The organism is Bradyrhizobium sp. HKCCYLS3013, from assembly GCF_051167615.1.
Taxonomy (GTDB): domain Bacteria; phylum Pseudomonadota; class Alphaproteobacteria; order Rhizobiales; family Xanthobacteraceae; genus Bradyrhizobium.
On record NZ_JBNPTK010000009.1, the window covers coordinates 208,893 to 228,869 of the forward strand.

Sequence of the window (19,977 nt, forward strand, 5' to 3'; positions counted from 1 at the left end):
AGCGATGGCCGCTGACTTCTTCAGGATCACGCTGGCCCAGCTCAACCCGCCGGCCGGCGACATCGCGGGAAATGCCGCGAAGGCGCGCGAGGCGCGGGCGAGGGCGGCGGCCGACGGCGCCGATCTCGTGGTGCTGCCGGAGCTGTTCCTGGCGGGGCATCCATCCCGGGACCCGGTGCTGAAGCCGGCATTTCAGGCCGCGTGCCGGGCCGCGATCGAGGCGCTCGCGCGCGAGACCGCCGATGGCGGGCCGGCGGTGCTGATCGGCACGCCCTGGACCGAGGACGGCAAGCTCTACAATGCCTGCGTGCTGCTCGACGCCGGCCGCATCGCCGCGACGCGCTTCAAGGCCAACCTGGCCGATGGTGATCAGAAGCGCGTGTTCACGCGCGGCCCGGCGGCCGGCCCGCTCAGCGTGCGGGGCGTCCGCATCGGGGTCGCGATCGGCGAAGACATCTCGCTCGAAGACTCCTCGAACTACGAAAACGTCGTCGAGACGCTGGCGGAAACCGGGGCCGAGCTCATCGTCGTGCCGAGCCGCTCATGCTACGTGCGCAGCGGCGGCGACCGGCGCCTGTCGGCCGCCGTGGCCCGCGTCACCGAAAGCGATCTGCCGCTCGTCTGGCTCAACCAGGTCGGCGGTCAGGACGGCGAGGTGTTCGACGGCGCGTCCTTCGCGCTGAACGCCGATCTCTCGGTGGCGGCACAGCTCCCGGGCTTCGTCGCTGAAGTCGCGACCTTGGCATGGAGCAGGGGAGACGATGGCTGGCAGTGCCGGGGACCGGTCACCACGCTGATCGAGGGCGACGAGGCGGACTACGCGGCCCGCATGCTCGGCCTGCGCGACCACGTCGAGAAGTACGGCTTCACCGGCATCGTGCTCGGCCTGACCGGAGCCATCGAGTCGGCGCTGGCCGCAGCCCTGGCGGTCGATGCGCTCGGGTCCGGCAAAGTCCGCGGCGTGATGCTGTCCGGACCCGGCACGTCGCAGGCGTCGCTGGATCAGGCCATGGCGGTCGCGGCGCGACTCGGCTTCGCCGCCGAGCGGGTACCGATCGCGGCCGCCGTCGAAGGCTTCGAGCGCGCGCTGCCCGGGCCGCTTGCGGGAAGCGCCCGTCATCAATTGCTGGCCCGCGTCCGCGCGACGCTGCTGATGGCACTGGCGAGCCTGTCCGGCGCGCTGGCCGTTGTCGTCGGCGCCACGGCCGAGATCGGCGACGTGGCTGGCGGGTTTGCGCCGCTCGAAGGCATCGGCCCGGCACAGTTGCGTCGTCTCGCAGCATTGCGAAACCGCTGGCGGTTCGCTGACGCGCTGGGACCGTCGGGCGAGGTCATCTCGCCCGCTCTGATCACGAGTCCGCTGGAGGCGCGCGACGACCGGGCGCTTGCCGACCGCGCGTCATCAGACGCGTTCGAGGGATGACGCCCATGGCCCGGCGACTGACTCGATCAGCGCTGCGGGATGAAAGTCGGTCCGACCGTGCGGATCTGCTTGTCGCCGCCAGCGCTGGTCGTGATGTCCGCGGTCGCTGGCGCTGCGGCCTCGGCCGGCGCGGCACCCTTCCTGGCGGCGTTCGCCGGCGCCCTGCCGGTCTGGCGCTGCTGCATGCGCTTGGCGCTCTCCTCGGTGACGATGATGTCGCCCTGCTCGGCGGCGGTGGCTCGGTCGTCGATCGACTTCAGTGCCTCCGCCCAGGTCTGGCCCGGCGCCTTGCAGGAACAGCTCGGGTTGAACTCGGTGCGGAACTTGAAGGCATTCGGCAGCGCGGTGTAGGGCTGACCGTTGACCGAGACCGCCTGGTTCATGTCTTCGCCGGGATTGCGATAGGTGAACAGCGTCGCGTCGGCGGCAGGGCATTGCGCCTTGCAGGCGCGCTCGTCGTCGGCGAAGCGGCCGGGAACGGTGGCAAACGAGATCGGGAAATAGGCGCCGTCGCAGCTGCGCACGCACACGGTCCGAAAGGTGCCCTGCGGCGCCGCGAGATCGGCGCTCGGCGGCGGCAGCGATGCGGCGGGATTGCTGTCGGCCCCGCCGCCGAACAGGCTGGTCAGGAAGTTGCCGCCGCCGCTGCGATTGGCGTTTGCATTGGCATATTGCTGGTACTGCGGGCCGCAATTGTTCTGGCCGAGGGCTACCAGCACCGAGCGGCGCTGGTTGTCGCGCTCACCGCCGAACCCACCGCTGCGCAGACGCTCCAGGCTGCCCATGATCTGGTCCAGGTTGGAGCGCATCTGCTGGATCTGGTTGTTCACCGGCTGGCATTCGGCCGCGCGGCCGTTGAAGATCGAAAAGAAGCCGGGGCTGTCGCAACCCATGCGCTTGGCCTGCATGCTGACGCGGTCGAGCTCGCCTTGCTGCTTGGCGGCCGCGTCCTGATAACGCCGGATCTGGTCCTCACGCGCGGGATCGCCGCCACCGCCGCGATCGATCGAGGCGAGCTGCGCTTCCAGACGTGGGCAGATCGGATTGACGCCGGCCTGCGGCCCGGGCGGGCCCGGCGGCATCTGCGCATAGGAATCGGAGCTGGATTGCGCCAGGGCGTGCGAGCCGGTCAGGGTCAGTCCGAGCAGCGCAGAGAGGGCCAACAGGCGCGGAGACAGGGATGCGATCAAGATGCGGTATTCCGGTCCATGGGTGCAGCCGCGGGACTAGCACAGAATTCGGAAAAATCGCGGCAGCGGCGGGCATCCCATAGCCGCTTTGTCGGGCATCGTCACGTCGTTTCCGGGGCGCCGGGGTGGCGGGAACAGCCGTTCCCGGCCGTCTCAGCGCTGGCAGGTGATCGCGACAAAGTCGCTGCAGCCGCCATGGGCGCAGTTTGCCCCGGCTTTCGGCACCGATCCGGTGATTTCATCGGGGTCGACGCGGCGATAGGAGGAGGCCTGTGCAAAATCCCGTGATTGGCAGTACGAGCGCGCAGCCGAGGCGCCGCAGCGGTCGCCCTTGGCGAGGCACTGGTCGACGCCGTAGCCGTCGGCTTCGTTGGCGATGATGAAGATGCGGCTCTCCGCCGTGGCGGCGGTCGCGGCGGCGAGGAGAACACAGCAGGCGAGCAGCGCCGGGGAGATTCGCATGGTGCACCGGTGGGTGTAGGAGACAACTCATGGTTAGGCCCAAAAGGTTAAAAATGATTAACCATGAGGCGGGGCGCGAGCATTTGGGCAGTGAAAGCGGCCGTTTTGCGGCTCTTGACGGAGACAGCCTGCTGCATCATGGTGAGTTTCATGAACGGTTTCCTCGCCATCTGCTGCATTTGCCGCGAGATTACGCGCTAGCGATTCGCTGGCTGAGGCCGTCTTTTCTCAACAGAGATGATCAGGACGCCCGGCCGGCAGGTCGGGAGCGTGATTCGTGCCGTTGCCGTCCGCTCGCGGTCGGTCGTTCGGCGTAGGACACCCGTTGCGCCTCGTCATGGACCTGTCGGTCCGGCGAGGCGGTGAGCACAGGGCATTCGGGGACGGACCATGGACTTGCGTTTGTACGACACCGCATCGCGGGAGAAGCGCCCCTTCGTGCCGCTCGATCCCAACAACGTCCGCATGTATGTCTGCGGACCGACGGTCTACGATTTCGCCCATATCGGCAATGCGCGCCCGGTGATCGTCTTCGACGTGCTGTTCCGGCTGCTGCGGCATCTCTATGGCGAAAAGCACGTCACCTATGTCCGCAACATCACGGATGTCGACGACAAGATCAACGCCCGCGCCGCGCGTGACTTTCCCGGGCTGCCGCTGAACGAGGCGATCCGGAAGGTTACCGAGGTGACGGCCAATCAGTTCCGCAGCGACGCGGCTGCGCTCGGCAGCCTGCCTCCGACCTTCGAGCCACGCGCCACCGAGTTCGTGCTGCCGCGCCCCGATGGCAAGGCGGATATGGTGACCCTGATCAAGCAACTGATCGCGCGTGGCCACGCCTATGAGGCGGGCGGCGAGGTGTTGTTCGACACCCGATCAATGCCGGACTATGGCGCGCTGTCGGGTCGCAAGCTCGACGAGCAGCTTGCCGGCGCGCGCGTGGCCGTCGACGCACACAAGAAGAACCCTGCCGACTTCGTGCTGTGGAAGCAGTCGTCGGAGGACGAGCCGGGCTGGGACAGCCCGTGGGGCCGCGGCCGCCCGGGCTGGCACATCGAGTGCTCGGCGATGAGCGCGGCCTATCTCGGTGAGGTCTTCGACATCCATGGCGGCGGGCTCGACCTGATCTTCCCGCATCATGAGAACGAGATCGCGCAGTCGCGTTGCGCCCATGGCACCTCAGTGATGGCGAACTACTGGCTGCACAACGAGTTCGTCCAGGTCGAGGGCGCGAAGATGTCGAAGAGCCTCGGCAATTTCGTCACCATTCGCGACCTGCTGGCGGACTGGCCCGGCGAGGTGCTGCGCCTCAACATGCTCAAGATGCATTATCGCTCGCCGGCGGACTGGACGGCCAAGGGCCTGGAGGAGAGCGCCAAGACGCTCGACGACTGGTATCGCGTCGCGGCCGATGCGCCGGGCGAGCAGCCGGAGCCTGAGATCATCGCGGCGCTCGTCGACGATCTCAACACGCCGCTGATGATCGCAGAGCTGCACGCGTTGCGGAGCCGTGCGGCGTCCGGCGGCGAGTCGGATCGCGCTGCCTTTTCCGGCTCGCTTCGCTTTGCGGGTTTCCTGTCGGAGACCGCTGTGCAATGGGAAGCGCGAAAGCAGCAGGCCAAGGGCGTGGACGCCGCCGAGGTCGAAGGCCTGATCGCCGAGCGTACCGCGGCCCGCGCGCGGAAGGACTTCAAGGAGTCCGATCGCCTGCGCGACGCGCTCGCGGCGATGGGCGTTGTATTGAAGGATGGCAAAGGCGCCGACGGCAAGCCGGTCACGACCTGGGAGATTGCGCGATGAGCAAGCCCGACACCCCGTTTCCGCGGCACTGGCTGTACTACATCCTGCTCAAACTGGTGCTGATCGCGGGCGCAGTGGCGCTGGTCACGAAACTCTACGGCATGTGGTGACACATGGGACAGGCTCTCCCGAGGCCCGCACTGCGGCCGTTTCTTCCGGCTGATACGCCGCTGCTCGCCGCGATCTTCGTCGCAAGCATCCAGGGGCTGACAGGTGACGACTACAGCGAGGAGCAGCAGGAGGCCTGGGCGTCCGCTGCGGAGGATGAGACGGGCTTCGGCAAGAGGCTGGCATCCGAGCTCACCTTGATTGCGACCCTTCAGGGATCGCCGGTCGGCTTCGCCGCGCTGAAGGGCAACGATCACATCGACATGCTCTACGTCCATCCGAACGCGGCCGGGCAGGGCGTCGGGGCCCTGCTATGCGACGCACTGGAAAAGCTGGCGGGCGCGCGCGGCACGACCGGTCTGTCGGTCGACGCCAGCGACACGGCGGTCGAATTCTTCCGCAAGCGCGGCTATGTCGCGCAGCAGCGCAACAGCGTCTCCATCAATGGCGAGTGGCTCGCCAACACCACGATGAAGAAGACGCTCGGCTCCGGGGGAGCGCAGGCATGAGCAGGGCAGGCACAAGCAGAGAACGACTTTATCTGTTCGACACCACCTTGCGCGACGGTGCGCAGACCAACGGTGTCGATTTCACGCTGGCCGACAAGCAGGCGATCGCGCGCATGCTCGACGATCTCGGCATCGACTATGTCGAGGGCGGCTATCCCGGCGCCAACCCGCTCGACACCGAGTTCTTCGCCGCCAAGCCCAAGCTCGGCCATGCCCGCTTCACTGCCTTCGGGATGACGCGCCGGGCAGGACGCTCGGTGTCCAACGATCCGGGCGTCGCCGCACTGCTGGACGCCAAGGCGGACGCGATCTGCTTCGTCGCGAAGTCATCCGCCTATCAGGTGCGCGTCGCGCTGGAGACCACCAACGAGGAGAACCTCGCCTCGATCCGCGACAGCGTGACGGCCGCAAAGGCCGCGGGACGCGAGGTGATGCTCGACTGCGAGCATTTCTTCGACGGCTACAAGGAGAACGCGGCGTTCGCCCTGGCCTGCGCACGCGCGGCCTATGAGGCCGGCGCACGCTGGGTCGTGCTGTGCGACACCAATGGCGGCACCATGCCGCACGAGATCGAAGCGATCGTCGGCGAGGTCGCCAAGCAGGTGCCGGGCGATCACCTCGGCATCCACGCCCATAACGACACCGAGCAGGCAGTCGCGAATTCGCTGGCCGCGGTCCGCGCCGGCGCGCGCCAGATCCAGGGCACCTTGAACGGGCTCGGCGAGCGCTGCGGCAACGCCAATCTGTGCTCGCTGATCCCGACATTGAAGCTGAAGACCGAGTTCTCTGAGCGCTTCGAGATCGCCGTCTCCGACGAGCAGCTCAGCGGCCTCGTGAAGGTCTCTCGGACGCTCGACGACATGCTGAACCGCGCCCCGAACCGGCACGCGCCTTATGTCGGCGAGAGCGCCTTCGTGACCAAGACAGGCATCCATGCCTCGGCCGTGCTGAAGGATCCGCAGACCTATGAGCACGTGCTGCCCGAGAGCGTCGGCAATCGCCGCAAGGTGCTGGTGTCGGACCAGGCCGGCCGCTCCAACGTGATCGCAGCACTGGAGCGCGGCGGCGTCCCCTTCAGCAAGAGCGATCCGAAGCTCACGCGCCTGGTCGAGGAGCTGAAGGAGCGCGAGGCCGCGGGCTATGCCTACGAATCCGCCAACGCCTCGTTCGAGCTGCTGGCGCGGCGTACACTGGGCTCGGTCCCGGAGTATTTTCGCGTCGAGCAGTTCGACGTCAATGTCGAGCAGCGCTACAACGCGGTCGGCGAGCGCGTCACGGTGGCGCTGGCCGTCGTCAAGGTTGACGTCGCCGGCGAGCGGCTGATCTCCGCGGCCGAAGGCAACGGTCCGGTCAATGCGCTCGACGTCGCGCTGCGCAAGGATCTCGGAAAATACCAGGGCTACATCGACGGCCTCAAGCTGATCGACTATCGCGTCCGCATCCTCAATGGCGGCACCGAGGCGGTCACGCGCGTGCTGATCGAAAGCGAGGACGAAAAGGGGGAGCGCTGGACCACGGTCGGCGTCTCGCCCAACATCATCGACGCCTCGTTCCAGGCGCTGATGGATTCGGTGTTCTACAAGCTGGTGAAGTCCGGCGCGCCGGGTTGAGGTGATGCATCCGTCATGGCGAGCGAAGCGAAGCAATCCAGGGCTGAATGCACGACTCTGGATTGCTTCGTCGCTTCGCTCCTCGCAATGACGCGGAGAGGGCAGGAGCAAACGCATGATCGACCACGTCTCAGTCGGTGTCAGCGATCTCGCCCGCAGCGCGCGGTTCTACGAGCGCACGTTGGCGCCGCTTGGTTTGACGCGCCTGGTCGAACGTCCCAGCACGATCGGCTTCGGCAAGAGTTATCCGGAATTCTGGATCAATCTGCGCGCCGGCATGGCGCGGGTATCCGCCGAGACGGGCTCGCACCTTTGCTTCCGTGCCAGGAGCTCCGACGACGTCGATGCATTCCACGCCGCGGCGCTGGAGGCAGGCGGTGTCTCGGACGGCGCACCGGGGCTGCGGCCGCATGACCGCGTGCGCTATTACGCGGCGTTCGTGCTCGATCCCGACGGCAATCGGATCGAGGCGGTGACGTTTCCGGCCGAATAGGGATCAGAGCCGCTTGGCGATCTCTGGCGCCATCTCGGTCTCTTCCTTGGCGACGCGGGCGGCGGCGTCGCGCAGGCGCGGCAGGATGTCCTCGACGCGTTCGGCCTTGAGCAGCTCGATCTGGAAGCCGGGGCGGATGAACTCGGTCTCGCGCATGTGGGCCAGCAGCGCGAACAGCGGTTCCCAGAAGCCGTCGATATTGGCCATCAGCACCGGCTTGGCGTGGCGTCCGAGCTGCTTCCAGGTCAACTGCTCGACCAGCTCTTCGAGCGTGCCGATGCCGCCGGGCAGGGCCACGAACGCGTCGGAGTGCTCGAACATCAGCCGTTTGCGCTCGTGCATGTCCGGCGTGATGATGAGATCCTTGAGCGGCATCATGACCTCCTTCTTCACCAGGAAGTCCGGAATGATGCCGGTGACGTCGCCGCCATGGTCGAGCACCGCCTTGGCGACCGCGCCCATCATGCCGATGGAGCCGCCGCCATAGACGAGCCTGACGCCGTTCTCGGCAAGCGCCTTGCCGAGTGCCTTCGCCGATTCGATGAAGCTGGGATTCGTCCCCGGGCCGGAGCCGCAATAGACGCAAACGGTGCGGATTTCAGTCATTGGAGCGGTGTGACACTGCAGTTGAAAGGCGTCAAGACGAGGGCGGAGGACGTGGATTCGCGGGCTTTCACGGGATGATGCGGGCTGAATGGGTCCATTTGTCCGAAAACGAGTATGCAAATACTGCGCCGCGGTAACGGATTCCGTCGACGTACCGGTGCATCCGGCGCCCGGACACTCTATATGACGCAGGCAACATATGACGCAGGCAACGCCCCGGCATCACAACATGCCAAAACACTCGCTGTTCCAGAACGTTTGATGCCGCCCGATTCCTCCTCCGAAGCAGCCGCCAACCAGCCGTCATCGTCCCTCGAGCAGGGAACGCTGGCCGGTACGCTGCGCCATTTGTGGCCCTTCATCTGGCCGAGCGATCGCGCCGATCTGAAGATGCGCGTGCTGTGGTCCGTGGTGCTGCTGCTCGCCGCCAAGGTGGCGACGCTGGTTCTGCCTTTCACCTTCAAGTGGGCGACCGACGCGTTGACCGGCGCCAACACCGCGCCGATCGCGCCCGATAACTGGGCGTTCTGGCTGGTGGCCTCGCCGATCGTCATGACGGCAAGCTACGGCGGGATTCGGGTGCTGATGGCGGTGCTGACGCAGTGGCGCGACGGTATTTTTGCCCGTGTCGCCATGCATGCGGTGCGCAAGCTCGCGACCATCACCTTCGTCCACATGCACGAATTGTCGCTGCGCTTCCATCTGGAGCGCAAGACCGGCGGCCTGACCCGCGTGCTCGAGCGCGGCCGCAACGCGATCGAGACCATCGTGCGCATGGTGATCCTGCAGCTGATCCCGACCATCGTCGAGGTCTCGCTGCTGACCGCGGTGCTGCTGTGGCAGTTCGACTGGCGCTACGTGCTGGTCACGCTGACCATGGTCGCGGCGTATCTCTATTACACCTACATCGCGACCGAGTGGCGCATCGAGATCCGGCGCCGCATGAACGACTCGGATACGGACGCCAACACCAAGGCGATCGACTCGCTCTTGAACTACGAGACGGTGAAGTATTTCGGCGCCGAGGCGCGCGAGGCGGAACGTTACGACCGCTCGATGGAGCGCTACGAGCGGGCCAGCGTGAAGACCTATACCTCGCTGGCGGTGCTCAACGCCGGGCAGGCCGTGATCTTCACGGTCGGGTTGACGGTGGCCATGCTGATGTGCGCCCAGGGCGTGCGCCAGGGGCGCAACACCGTCGGCGACTTCGTCATGATCAACAGCATGATGATCCAGCTCTACCAGCCGCTGAACTTCATGGGCATGGTCTATCGCGAGATCAAGCAGGCCATCATCGATATCGAGAAGATGTTCGGCGTGCTCACGCGCGATGCCGAGGTGAACGACGCGCCCGGAGCGACGCCTTTGGTGGTGACCTCCGGCAACGTCCGCTTCGAGGATGTCCGCTTCGCCTATGAGCCGGAGCGGCCGATCCTGCAGGGGCTCAGCTTCGAGGTGCCGGCGGGCAAGACGGTCGCGATCGTGGGGCCGTCCGGCGCCGGCAAGTCGACCATCTCGCGGCTGCTGTTTCGGCTCTACGACGTCTCCGGCGGCCGCATTCTGATCGATGGCCAGGACATCCGCGATGTTACCCAGGTGTCGCTGCGCGCCCAGATCGGGATGGTGCCGCAGGATACCGTGCTGTTCAATGACACCATCCGCTACAACATCCGCTACGGACGCTGGGATGCGGACGACGCCGCGGTCGAGGAGGCGGCCCGCCTCGCGCAGATCGACGGTCTGATCCGGATGGCACCGAAGGGCTACGAGACCCAGGTGGGAGAGCGCGGCCTCAAGCTCTCCGGTGGCGAGAAGCAGCGCGTCGCGATTGCCCGCACCATCCTGAAGGGGCCGCCGATCCTCGTGCTGGACGAGGCGACCTCGGCGCTGGACAGCCATACCGAGCACGAGATCCAGGAGGCGCTCGATGGCGTGTCGCGCAACCGCACCTCGCTCGTGATCGCGCACCGGCTTTCGACCATCGTAGCGGCCGATGAGATCATCGTGCTCGACCGGGGTCGCATCGCCGAGCGCGGCACCCACGCCGAGCTGCTGGCCAAAAGCGGGCTGTATGCCGGCATGTGGAACCGGCAGCGCGAGGCCGAGGAGGCGCGCGAAAAACTGGCGCAGATTGGCGATGAGGCCACGGCGCCGAACCGCAATCCGCCTGATCGGGGCGAACCGGATGTCGCCGGGCCGGATCTGGCGGGACGGGTAGCCAGCGCCGCCGAATGATGCTGCGGACCGCCCTGATCTGAACTCAAGACTGCATTAAGGATTCATTTTGACCTTCGCCGGCCATCGACCTAGTCAAGGCGGCGGTCCGCTCTGAGGGTCAGAGCGACAACACTCAACGAAGCAGGCCATGTCGATCAGCAATTCCATCCGCGCTCAGATCCCGCCGATCCACCCGGAAGGCTACCCCTTCATCGGGGGATTTGCCCTCGTCAGCCTGATCCTGTTCTGGATATTCACCCCGCTCGGCTGGATCGGCACGCTGCTCACCGTCTGGTGCGCGCTGTTCTTCCGCGACCCGATCCGGGTCACGCCGCAGCGGGAAGGGCTGGTGGTGGCGCCGGCCGACGGACGCATCTCCATGATCACGCGCGCCCTGCCGCCGGCCGAGCTCGGCCTCGGCGACCGACCGCTGCTGCGGGTCTCGATCTTCATGAGCGTGTTCAACGTGCATGTGAACCGCAGCCCGGTGGCCGGCCGGATCGAGAAGATCTCTTACCGTCCGGGTGCCTTCATCAATGCCGAGCTCGACAAGGCGAGCGAGGACAACGAGCGCAACTCGCTCGCGATCTCGACGCCGCATGGCCGGATCGGCGTGGTCCAGATCGCCGGCCTCGTGGCGCGCCGGATCGTGTCGTTCGTGCGCGAGGGGCAGACCATTGGCGCGGGCGAGCGCTTCGGCCTGATCCGCTTCGGCTCGCGGCTCGACGTCTATCTTCCTGACGGCACTGAGGTTCTGGTCTCGGAGGGGCAGACCGCCATCGCCGGCGAGACGATCCTGGCCGATTTCGACGTGCCCGTGCCCGGCCTGACGTTCCGGAGCCAGTGAACCGTCGCTGCCCGCTGGTGACCCATTAAGGAGACCTTGAGCCGTGTTCAGGCACAAGGTCCCGGACAAACCACACGTGGTGTGATCATGAGCTTCGATCTGAACTCTCCCGAACTGCGCCGCCGCCGTTTCCGCCCGATCCCGGTGCGGCTGCTGGTGCCGAACATGATCACCTTGCTGGCGATCTGCGCCGGCCTCACCGCAATCCGGCTGTCGACCGAGGGGCGGATGGAGCTCGCCGTCGGCGCCATCGTCTTCGCCGCCTTCCTGGACGGCATCGACGGCCGCATCGCCCGCATGATCAAGGGCCAGTCGAAGTTCGGCGCCGAGCTCGACAGCCTGGCCGACTTCGTCAATTTCGGCGTGGCGCCCGGCCTGATCCTGTACTTCTGGCAGCTCCATGAGCTGCACGACGGCGGCTGGATCGCCGCCATGATGTACGCCATCAGCGGCGGGCTGCGGCTGGCGCGCTTCAACGCCAGCATCGACGATCCCAACAAGCCGCCCTTCGCCGCCAATTTCTTCACCGGCGTGCCGGCCCCGCTCGGCGCCATCACCGTGCTGCTGCCCGTCTATCTGGCTTTCCTGGACCTGCCGAGGCCGCCGGCGCTGCTGACGGCGTTCTACACGCTGCTGATCGCCTTCCTGATGGTGTCGCGGCTGCCGGTGTTCTCCGGCAAGACCGCGCGGATGCGCGTCTCGCCCGAACTCGTGCTGCCGGTGTTCGCCGCGGTGGTGTTCTTCGTCGCGCTGCTGGTGGTCTATCCCTGGCACATCCTGTCGGCCGGATCGATCCTCTACATCCTGAGCCTTCCGTTCGGCTGGCGGCTGTATCGGCAGCAGGCGGCGCGGCACGCCGCGGTCCTTGGTGCCGCGGCTGCAGCGTCGCACGCCTCGTCTTCATCCACGACGGCTTTTGCGCCGACCGGCGTGCCGGCGGCGGAGCAGGGGCAGCGGCCGCCGGAACGGCTGCACTGAGCGCAGGGCGCCCCGACCGAGCCCGCGCTTTGCCGGCTTCGGCGCCTCAGTTATACCGGATGGCCAAGGACGGCCCGCGAATGCCGTCCGCATCATCCGGAGAAACGCCCGTGACAAGCACTGCCGCCGCGCCCCTCGCTGCTTCCGTCCTCGAGGCGCTCGCGCGCTATGACACGCCGACCATCTGCAACGCGATGGAGATCGTGGCGCCCGAGCGCCGCCTGATCGGCTACACGACCAAGCCGCTGGTGTGCCCGTTCCCGGACCTGCCGCCCATGGTCGGCTACGCGCGGACGGCGACGATCCGGTCCGTCGTCAAGTCGGGCCTGCCGGCGGACGAGCAGGCGAGGCGGCGCACCGACTACTACGAATATGTCGGCACCGGTCATGGTCCGCGCATCGTCGTGATCCAGGATATCGATGGCCCCGACATCGGCTACGGCGCGTTCTGGGGCGAGGTGCAGAGCAATGTCCACAAGGCGCTCGGCTGCCTCGGCGTGATCACGGATGGATCGATCCGCGACATCCCGCAATGGGCTGCTGGCTTCCAGGCTCTGGCGGGCTCGATCGGTCCGTCGCACGCGTGGGTGCATGCCGAGAGCTTCGGCGGCGAGGTCCGCGTCGCCGGGATGACCGTGCGCTCGGACGACCTGATCCACTCCGATCGCCATGGTGCGATCGTCATCCCCGCCGACATCGCCGCGAAGCTTCCCGAGGCGGCCGAGCTGTGCGCGCGCCGTGAAACGCCGATCCTGGACATCGCGCGGTCTGCGGATTTCTCGCTCGAGAAGCTCAAGGCCGCCTTGAAGCGGTCGGCGGAGATTCATTGAGCGTCGCTTCGCTCCGGTCCAAATGAGCGAGCCGTGCCGCTCGACGGTGCGGCTCGCCGCCCTTGCGCGGGGCGCTCGCCGAACTGCGACGCTGCAACCGCATCCGGATGACTACGGGGTGACGACTGAGCTTCGGCCGAAAATGTCGAACGCGGTGACGAATTACCCGCAAACAGGCCGGGACTCGCCGAAGGTTAAGCGGCCGTCGCTCGTTGAGAAGATTTTATCCATCAAGCTTTACCTGATGGCTAGCCCGTCCCGATAGGCATGTCGCCCGAGGGCGAAGGACATGCGCAGGCTGATATCGAAATCGAGGCCGTTGTTCGGGCGGGTCGACCGGACCGTCGACAGGATGGTTCGGCTGATCGGACATTTCGGCAGTGCCGCGATCGGCCTCTCGGCGATCGCGCTGGTGTGGGCCGGCATCTTCTACACGATCTCCGAAGAGTATACGCGCACCGAGCAGTCGGCGCTGAAGAACGGCGCCAATCTGGCCCGCGCGTTCGAGGAGCAGATCATCCGCTCGATCCGCGCGGCAGATCAGACCTTGCTCTACGTCCGCGACTCCTATGCCAGGGACCCGCACAACTTCGACATGTCGCTATGGTCGAAGAACAGCCAGTTCCTGTCCGACTTCTCGTTTCAGGTCGTCGTGATCGGCAAGGACGGCATCATGCTGTCTAGCAACATCGATCCGAAGATGCGCGGCCTCGACCTGCGCGACCGCGAGCACTTCCGCGTTCATGCCGACGGCAAGGATGATTTTCTCTTCATCAGCAAGCCGATCTTCGGCCGTGTCTCCAACAAATGGTCGATCCAGTTGACCCGCCGCATCATCATGCCGGACGGTTCGTTCGGCGGCGTGGTGGTGGTCTCGCTCGACCCCGAATATCTGTCGAGCTTCTACAATTCGGTCGATCTCGGCAAGAAGGGCAATGTCACACTCCTCGGTCTCGACGGCATCGTGCGCGCACGGGCCTCGGCCGGTCCGGGGGGCGTGGGATCCTCGCTCGCCGGCAGCCCGGTGATGAGCGCCATTCAGCACAGAAGCAGCGGCTTCTACACCTTCAAAAGTCTGATCGACGGCATCACGCGCATCTACTCGTTCCAGCGCATCAAGGATCTGCCGCTGGTGGTCATCGTCGGTCAGGCCTCCGAGGAGATCTTCAGCGCCTTCAAGCTCAACCGCGATCGTGATCTGCTGGTCGGGGCGTTGCTGACGGTGGTCATCGGCATCATCACGATCCTGATTGCGCGCTATCAGGCGGGACTTGCCGCCTCACGCGATGCCGCCGAGGCAGGTACGCGGGCGCGCTCCGAATTCCTGGCGATGATGAGTCATGAGATCCGCACGCCGATGAACGGCGTCATCGGCCTTGCCGATCTCTTGCTGTCGGCGGACCTCGCGCCGGAGCAGCGCAAGATCGCGACAACCTTGCGCGAGTCGGCCGATTACCTGTTGCAACTGCTCAACGATGTCCTCGATTTCTCCAAGCTCGATGCCGATCGGCTGGAGATCGAGCACATCGAGTTCGACCTGCACCGGTCGGTGACGGCGACCGCCGAGTTGCTGGTGTCCCGCGCCAAGGAAAAGGGCTTGCAACTGACGACGTCGATCGCGCCGGACGTGCCGAACTACGTGGTCGGCGATCCCGCGCGGCTGCGCCAGGTGCTGTTCAACCTGGTCGGCAATGCGCTCAAATTCACCGAATCGGGCGGCGTCCATATCGATGTGCGTGCCGAGAACCTTGCCGGGCCGAACCTGACGCTGGTGTTCTCGGTCGCCGATACCGGCGTCGGCATTCCCGCAGACGCCGTCAGCCGGCTGTTCAAGCAGTTCTCGCAGGTCGACAATTCCATCTCGCGCCGCTTCGGCGGCACCGGTCTGGGGCTCGCGATCTGCAAGCGCCTCGTCACCTGCATGGGCGGCGACATCAAGGTGCAGAGCAAGGTGGGCGAGGGCAGCACTTTCACCTTCTCGATCCAGGTCCAGCCGCAGCCGGACGTCGAGCAGGTGAGCGCGCCCGAGGCGACCATCGTGCCGGTCGGCGAGACGATCGCCGAGGAACGTCCGGGCAGCCTCGCGCCGCTGAAGATCCTCGTTGCCGAGGACAATCTGACCAATCAGTTCGTCATCAAAAAGCTCCTGGACAAGCTTGGTCACGGCTACGACATCGTCGAGAACGGCACGCAGGCGATCGCAGCCGTGCAGAAGCAGCCTTACGACCTCGTGCTCATGGACATGATGATGCCCGAGATGGACGGGCTCACGGCGACGCGGATGATCCGTTCGCTGCCGCCGCCCGCGCAGGACATCTACATCGTCGCTCTGACGGCCAACGCCACCAGCCAGGATCATCTGGCGTGCACCGACGCCGGCATGAACGACTTCGTGACCAAGCCGGTCACGCGCGATCGACTGAATGCCGCTCTGCTTCGCGCAGCCGCTGCTACACACAAGGAAAGGCTTGTCGCATGACCGACTGGGTGCAATTCGACGAATCCGTCTATCAAATCCTGGTCTCCGAGCTCGGCGAGGAGGATGCGCTGGAGGTCCTGCGCACGTTCCTCGACGACACGTCCGGAAAGTTCGGCACGCTTGCGGCCAAGTTCGAGGATCGCCTCGAACTCAGGCGCGAGGCGCATTCGATCAAGAGCTCGTCGGCGACGTTCGGTTTCTCGGCGCTGTCGCGCCTGTCGCGCGAACTCGAGGTGGGATCGGCGACGATGGAGCCGGCGCAGATGCTGGAGATGGTCCACAAGATGCAGCGATCATTCGATCAGTCAGCCGTCTTCGCCGCGGCGAACCTGCTCAAGTCCGGATCGTCGGTCGCTTGAGCGAGGTCGGCGTCGTCTGCGGCGCTGCTGTTTACCTTTCATTATGCCTACCGAATTCAGTAACTCGTCCTTAATGGCGGACATTTAGTGTCGTGACATGCGGTCCAGAAGCACCGCGTCGGTCCGGCAGGGTCCGTGGTTTGCGTACGCGGTGGAGTTGACTCATGGATATTATGACGAGTGCGGGGCTCGTGGCTGGCGTGATCGTCATCGCGACGATGATGCTGCTGGGCGGCGATCTCGAGATGTTCGTCAGCGAGCACGCCGCAATCATCATCTTCGGCGGTTCGATCGCAGCCACCATGATTCGCTTCCCGCTGGGCGTCATGCTGCACGGTGTTCCGCTTGGAATGAAGTACGCTTTCACCATGAGCCGCCTGTCGGCCCGCGAGCTCGTCGACGAGCTCGCCCGCATCGCCGAGATCGCGCGCAAGCAGGGCCCGGTCGGCCTGGAAAAGGTCGAGACCGACGAGCCGTTCCTCGCCAAGGGAATCCGATACGTGGCCGACGGCTACGACCTCGAATTCATCCGCGACAATCTCGAGCGTGACCGCGACAATTTCCTGATGCATCTGGACGAAGGCAGCAAGATCTATCGCGCCATCGGCGACTGCGCCCCGGCGTTCGGCATGGTCGGCACGCTGATCGGCATGGTGCAGATGTTCGCCAACATGACCGACCCCTCGAAGCTCGGCCCGTTCATGGCGACCGCGCTGCTCGCGACCCTGTACGGCGCGCTGGTGTCGAACCTGATCTGTCTGCCGATCGCCGACAAGCTGCATGGCAAGCTGCTGGACGAGGAAACCAACCGGACGCTGATCATCGACGGAATCCTGATGATCCGCGACTCCAAGAGTCCCGCCCTGGTCCGCGAAATGCTCCTGGCCTATCTGCCGGAGAAGCATCGCCACGCCGAAGGCGAGCCCGTGCCGGCCTGATCGGCTGCGGCGGGGCGATCCGGGGTGGGGTAGGCAATGGCCAAGAAGAAGAGGGGCGATGCGCATGGCGGCGGTCACGGCTGGTTCGTGACCTTTGCCGACCTGATGGGACTTCTGGTCAGCTTCTTCGTGATGCTGGTCGCGTTCTCGACCATGGACAACGCCAAGCTGAAGGTCGTCGCAGGCTCGATGCGCGACGCCTTCGGCGTGCAGACCGAGTCGCGCTATTCGGGCATCGTGGAATCCGACGGCCTGCCGACCCGGCCGAAGCTCAAGAACGCCGCCCACATCTCGCCGGAGGAGACCGCGCGCGAGCCGAGCCCCGAGCAGGAGGAGCGCCAGCATACCAATGGCGCCAAGCTGAAGATCGATCGCCAGTTCGCGCTGGCGTCCGCCTCGCTGCGCCAGGCGCTGCAGGACATGCCGGAGATGACCGAGATCTCCAAGCACATCATGTTCGAAGAGACCAAGCAGGGTCTCAACTTGGAGATTGTCGACCAGGACGGGCGGTCGATGTTCGCTGATGGCTCGAAGGTGCCGTTCGACCGCACGCGACGCCTGATAGAGAAGCTGGCTGCCCCGCTCAAGGCGACCCCGCTTCGGGTCCAGATCACCGGGCACACGGCCGCCGGCTTCGTTCCCGCCCGCAGCGACTATGGCGGCTTCGACCTGTCGGCGGACCGCGCCAATGCGGTGCGCCAGATCCTGGAGCGGGAAGGGCTGCCGGCGAGCCACATCTATGCCGTCTCCGGCAAGGCGGACACCCAGCCGCTGTTTCCCGACGACCCGTCGCTGGCAGCCAACCGCCGCGTGACGATCACCCTGATGCGGGAAGACCCGCCATTGCCGCCCGATCTGAAGCCGTAGCCGGGATGCTTCGCTTGCCGCATCATAATGCCGCATGGCGGCTTGCGAACGGCAACGAAGAGCATCAGCGGGCACTTGATTCGCCGGGGGTAGATCCGACATCTGCCTCAGGATGCCTGGGCTAAAGGCACTTGCCGCGATGCGGCATGCGACATCCGTGTCAGCCATGCCGTTTGGTTGCGACCTGGGAACAGCGGTCTGCTTACGCTAGAGACTTGACCTGCGAACGGTCTACGTTCACACGCGCCGGGCCAAACAGGGAAGATGCGTTCCGAGCAACATGACGGCCAGCGCGACATCGACCGAAGGACAGGACACCGCGAGCACGTCGGGGTTCTGGGGGCTGACGCTAGGCAGCATCGGCGTGGTGTTCGGAGACATCGGCACCTCGCCCCTCTACGCCTTTCGCGAGGCCGCGCACGGCGCCGCTCAGGGGCAGCCGGTGTCGCGGATCATCGTGCTTGGGGTGCTCTCGCTGATCCTCTGGTCGCTGTTCATCGTGGTGACGGCCAAATACGTCCTGCTGCTGCTCCGCGCCGACAACAACGGCGAGGGTGGAACGCTGTCGCTGATGGCGCTCGGACAGCGGGCCTTGGGTCGGCGCAGCCTGTTCCTGATGTCGCTGGGCGTGATCGGCGCTTCGATGTTCATCGGAGACTCGATGATTACGCCGGCGATTTCGGTGTTGTCGGCGGTCGAAGGCCTCAAGCTCGCGGCGCCCGCGCTCGAGCACTACGTCGTGCCGCTGACCGTGTTCATCCTGGTCGTACTGTTCGCGGTCCAGAGCAAGGGGACGGCGCGCGTCGCCTCCGCCTTCGGCCCGGTCATGGTCACATGGTTCACCACCCTCGCCGTGATGGGACTCGTCCACATCCGCGACGACCCCTCCGTGCTCGCGGCGATCAATCCCTATTATGCGGTGCAGTTCCTGCTCTCGCACGGCACGATCGGCCTGGTCACCCTGGGCGCGGTGTTCCTCGCGGTCACCGGCGGCGAGGCACTCTATGCGGATCTCGGTCATTTCGGCCGCAAGCCGATCCAGTCGGCCTGGCTGTTCTTCGTGCTTCCGGCGCTGCTGATCAACTATTTCGGGCAGGGCGCACTGGTGCTGTCCGATCCCGCCGCGATCGAGAATTCGTTCTACCGGATGGTGCCCGAACTGCTGCTGCTGCCGCTGGTGGTGCTGGCCACCGCCGCGACCGTCATCGCGAGCCAGGCCGTGATCACGGGCGCCTATTCGCTGGTCAGCCAGGCGGTCCAGCTCGGCCTGCTGCCGCGTTTCGAGGTGCGCTATACGTCCGAGAGCCATGCCGGCCAGATCTATCTGCCGCGGGTCAACCGGTTGCTGCTGATCGGCGTGCTGCTGCTGGTGCTGCTGTTCCGGACCTCGAGCAATCTCGCCTCCGCCTATGGCATCGCAGTGTCCACCACCATGGTCGCCGACGGCATCATGGGCTTCGTGGTGATCTGGAAGCTGTGGAACTTGCGCGCGGCCGTGGCGGCCGCCGTGATCGCTCCCTTCGTCATCGTCGACATGACCTTCTTCAGCGCCAACCTGCTGAAGCTGCTCGAAGGAGCCTGGGTTCCGCTGCTGTTCGGTGCCGCGATGGTCGTGACGATCTGGACTTGGCGGCGTGGTTCGGCGATCCTGGTGCTCAAGACGCGCAAGATCGAGGTTCCGCTGGATGACCTGATCACCAGCCTGGAGAAGAGGCCTCCTCACATCGTCAAGGGCACGGCGGTGTTTCTCACCAGCGACCCGACCTCGGTGCCGACCGCATTGCTTCACAATCTCAAGCACAACAAGGTGCTGCACGAGCACAACGTGATCCTGACCATCGAGACCGCGCAGACGCCGCGGGTCGATGTCTCGGAGCGCGTGCGCATGGAGAAGATCAGCGAGAAGTTTTCCAAGGTGCGGCTGCGCTTCGGATTCATGGAATCCCCGAACGTGCCGCGCGCGCTCGCGGTGGCGCGCAAGCTCGGCTGGCAGTTCGACATCATGTCGACGTCGTTCTTCGTCTCGCGCCGCTCGTTGAAGCCATCGTCCCAGTCGGGCATGCCGACCTGGCAGGACCATCTCTTCATCGGTCTGAGCCGGTCGGCCAACGACGCCACGGACTATTTCCAGATTCCCACGGGCAGGGTCGTCGAAGTAGGTACCCAGGTAACGATTTGATCGGCTGGACTTCCCTGACGGCTCGTGCATGCTTAAATGCATGGCTGAGGCGCATTCCCGACGGGTCCGTCGTAACGCGCTG

Annotated in this window: 16 protein-coding genes and 1 pseudogene; 14 read left to right on the top strand and 3 right to left on the bottom strand. The window is 65.7% G+C overall.

All coding sequences use genetic code 11. The features are described from left to right. Positions 1–4: 4 nt before the first annotated feature. Positions 5–1,423 carry a nitrilase-related carbon-nitrogen hydrolase gene (locus ACQR1F_RS18245; protein WP_434913588.1) on the top strand — a complete coding sequence of 473 codons (1,419 nt, stop codon included), beginning with the start codon at positions 5–7 and terminating at the stop codon, positions 1,421–1,423. 26 nt (positions 1,424–1,449) lie between these two features. On the opposite strand, the gene ACQR1F_RS18250 is transcribed toward ACQR1F_RS18245, so the two are convergent. Then, entirely contained in the window at positions 1,450–2,613 is a 1,164-nt protein-coding gene (locus ACQR1F_RS18250; protein ID WP_315803087.1) for a DUF2865 domain-containing protein, read from the bottom strand. A gap of 153 nt (positions 2,614–2,766) precedes the next feature. Continuing rightward, positions 2,767–3,075, bottom strand: a complete 309-nt coding sequence (locus tag ACQR1F_RS18255) for a hypothetical protein (RefSeq protein WP_434892541.1) — start codon at positions 3,073–3,075, stop codon at positions 2,767–2,769. A 390-nt stretch (positions 3,076–3,465) separates the two neighbouring features. Between ACQR1F_RS18255 and cysS the strand changes: the two genes are divergently transcribed. From cysS to ACQR1F_RS18275, 4 genes are all read left to right on the top strand, one after another. Beyond that, positions 3,466–4,875 carry a cysteine--tRNA ligase gene (cysS, locus tag ACQR1F_RS18260; protein WP_434913589.1) on the top strand — a complete coding sequence of 470 codons (1,410 nt, stop codon included), beginning with the start codon at positions 3,466–3,468 and terminating at the stop codon, positions 4,873–4,875. A gap of 113 nt (positions 4,876–4,988) precedes the next feature. After that, entirely contained in the window at positions 4,989–5,492 is a 504-nt protein-coding gene (locus tag ACQR1F_RS18265) for a GNAT family N-acetyltransferase (protein WP_315803090.1), read from the top strand. Continuing rightward, positions 5,489–7,102, top strand: coding sequence for a citramalate synthase (gene cimA, locus ACQR1F_RS18270; protein WP_434881176.1), 1,614 nt, complete (start codon positions 5,489–5,491; stop codon positions 7,100–7,102). The genes ACQR1F_RS18265 and cimA overlap by 4 nt, the downstream gene beginning before the upstream one ends. Positions 7,103–7,217: 115 nt before the next feature. Next, positions 7,218–7,595, top strand: coding sequence for a VOC family protein (locus ACQR1F_RS18275; RefSeq protein WP_315803092.1), 378 nt, complete (start codon positions 7,218–7,220; stop codon positions 7,593–7,595). Positions 7,596–7,598: 3 nt separating this feature from the next. Here ACQR1F_RS18275 and ACQR1F_RS18280 read toward each other — a convergent pair whose 3' ends face one another. After that, positions 7,599–8,201: a TIGR00730 family Rossman fold protein gene (locus tag ACQR1F_RS18280; RefSeq protein WP_434913590.1), complete on the bottom strand. Its 603-nt coding sequence runs from the start codon at positions 8,199–8,201 to the stop codon at positions 7,599–7,601. A gap of 261 nt (positions 8,202–8,462) precedes the next feature. Between ACQR1F_RS18280 and ACQR1F_RS18285 the strand changes: the two genes are divergently transcribed. From ACQR1F_RS18285 to ACQR1F_RS18325, 9 genes and pseudogenes are all read left to right on the top strand, one after another. Beyond that, complete coding sequence (locus ACQR1F_RS18285; RefSeq protein WP_434913591.1) at positions 8,463–10,436, top strand: ABCB family ABC transporter ATP-binding protein/permease; 1,974 nt, start codon at positions 8,463–8,465, stop codon at positions 10,434–10,436. A 124-nt stretch (positions 10,437–10,560) separates the two neighbouring features. Beyond that, positions 10,561–11,265: pseudogene (locus ACQR1F_RS18290) on the top strand (phosphatidylserine decarboxylase); the annotation flags it as partial. Positions 11,266–11,352: 87 nt separating this feature from the next. Continuing rightward, on the top strand, positions 11,353–12,243 hold the full coding sequence (locus ACQR1F_RS18295; protein ID WP_315803095.1) for a CDP-alcohol phosphatidyltransferase family protein: 891 nt from the start codon (positions 11,353–11,355) through the stop codon (positions 12,241–12,243). Between the two features lie 110 nt (positions 12,244–12,353). Beyond that, on the top strand, positions 12,354–13,073 hold the full coding sequence (locus ACQR1F_RS18300; protein ID WP_315803096.1) for an RraA family protein: 720 nt from the start codon (positions 12,354–12,356) through the stop codon (positions 13,071–13,073). Between the two features lie 289 nt (positions 13,074–13,362). Next, entirely contained in the window at positions 13,363–15,552 is a 2,190-nt protein-coding gene (locus tag ACQR1F_RS18305) for an ATP-binding protein (RefSeq protein ID WP_434884386.1), read from the top strand. Beyond that, entirely contained in the window at positions 15,549–15,911 is a 363-nt protein-coding gene (locus tag ACQR1F_RS18310) for an Hpt domain-containing protein (RefSeq protein WP_315803098.1), read from the top strand. Before ACQR1F_RS18305 ends, ACQR1F_RS18310 begins: the two co-directional genes overlap by 4 nt. A gap of 164 nt (positions 15,912–16,075) precedes the next feature. Continuing rightward, positions 16,076–16,849, top strand: a complete 774-nt coding sequence (locus tag ACQR1F_RS18315; RefSeq protein WP_315714499.1) for a motility protein A — start codon at positions 16,076–16,078, stop codon at positions 16,847–16,849. 36 nt (positions 16,850–16,885) lie between these two features. Continuing rightward, entirely contained in the window at positions 16,886–17,716 is an 831-nt protein-coding gene (locus tag ACQR1F_RS18320) for a flagellar motor protein MotB (protein ID WP_315803099.1), read from the top strand. Between the two features lie 280 nt (positions 17,717–17,996). Next, the gene (locus ACQR1F_RS18325) at positions 17,997–19,895 is read left to right on the top strand and encodes a potassium transporter Kup (protein WP_315803100.1); all 1,899 of its coding nucleotides are present in this window, start codon (positions 17,997–17,999) and stop codon (positions 19,893–19,895) included. The last annotated feature ends 82 nt before the right edge of the window (positions 19,896–19,977 follow it).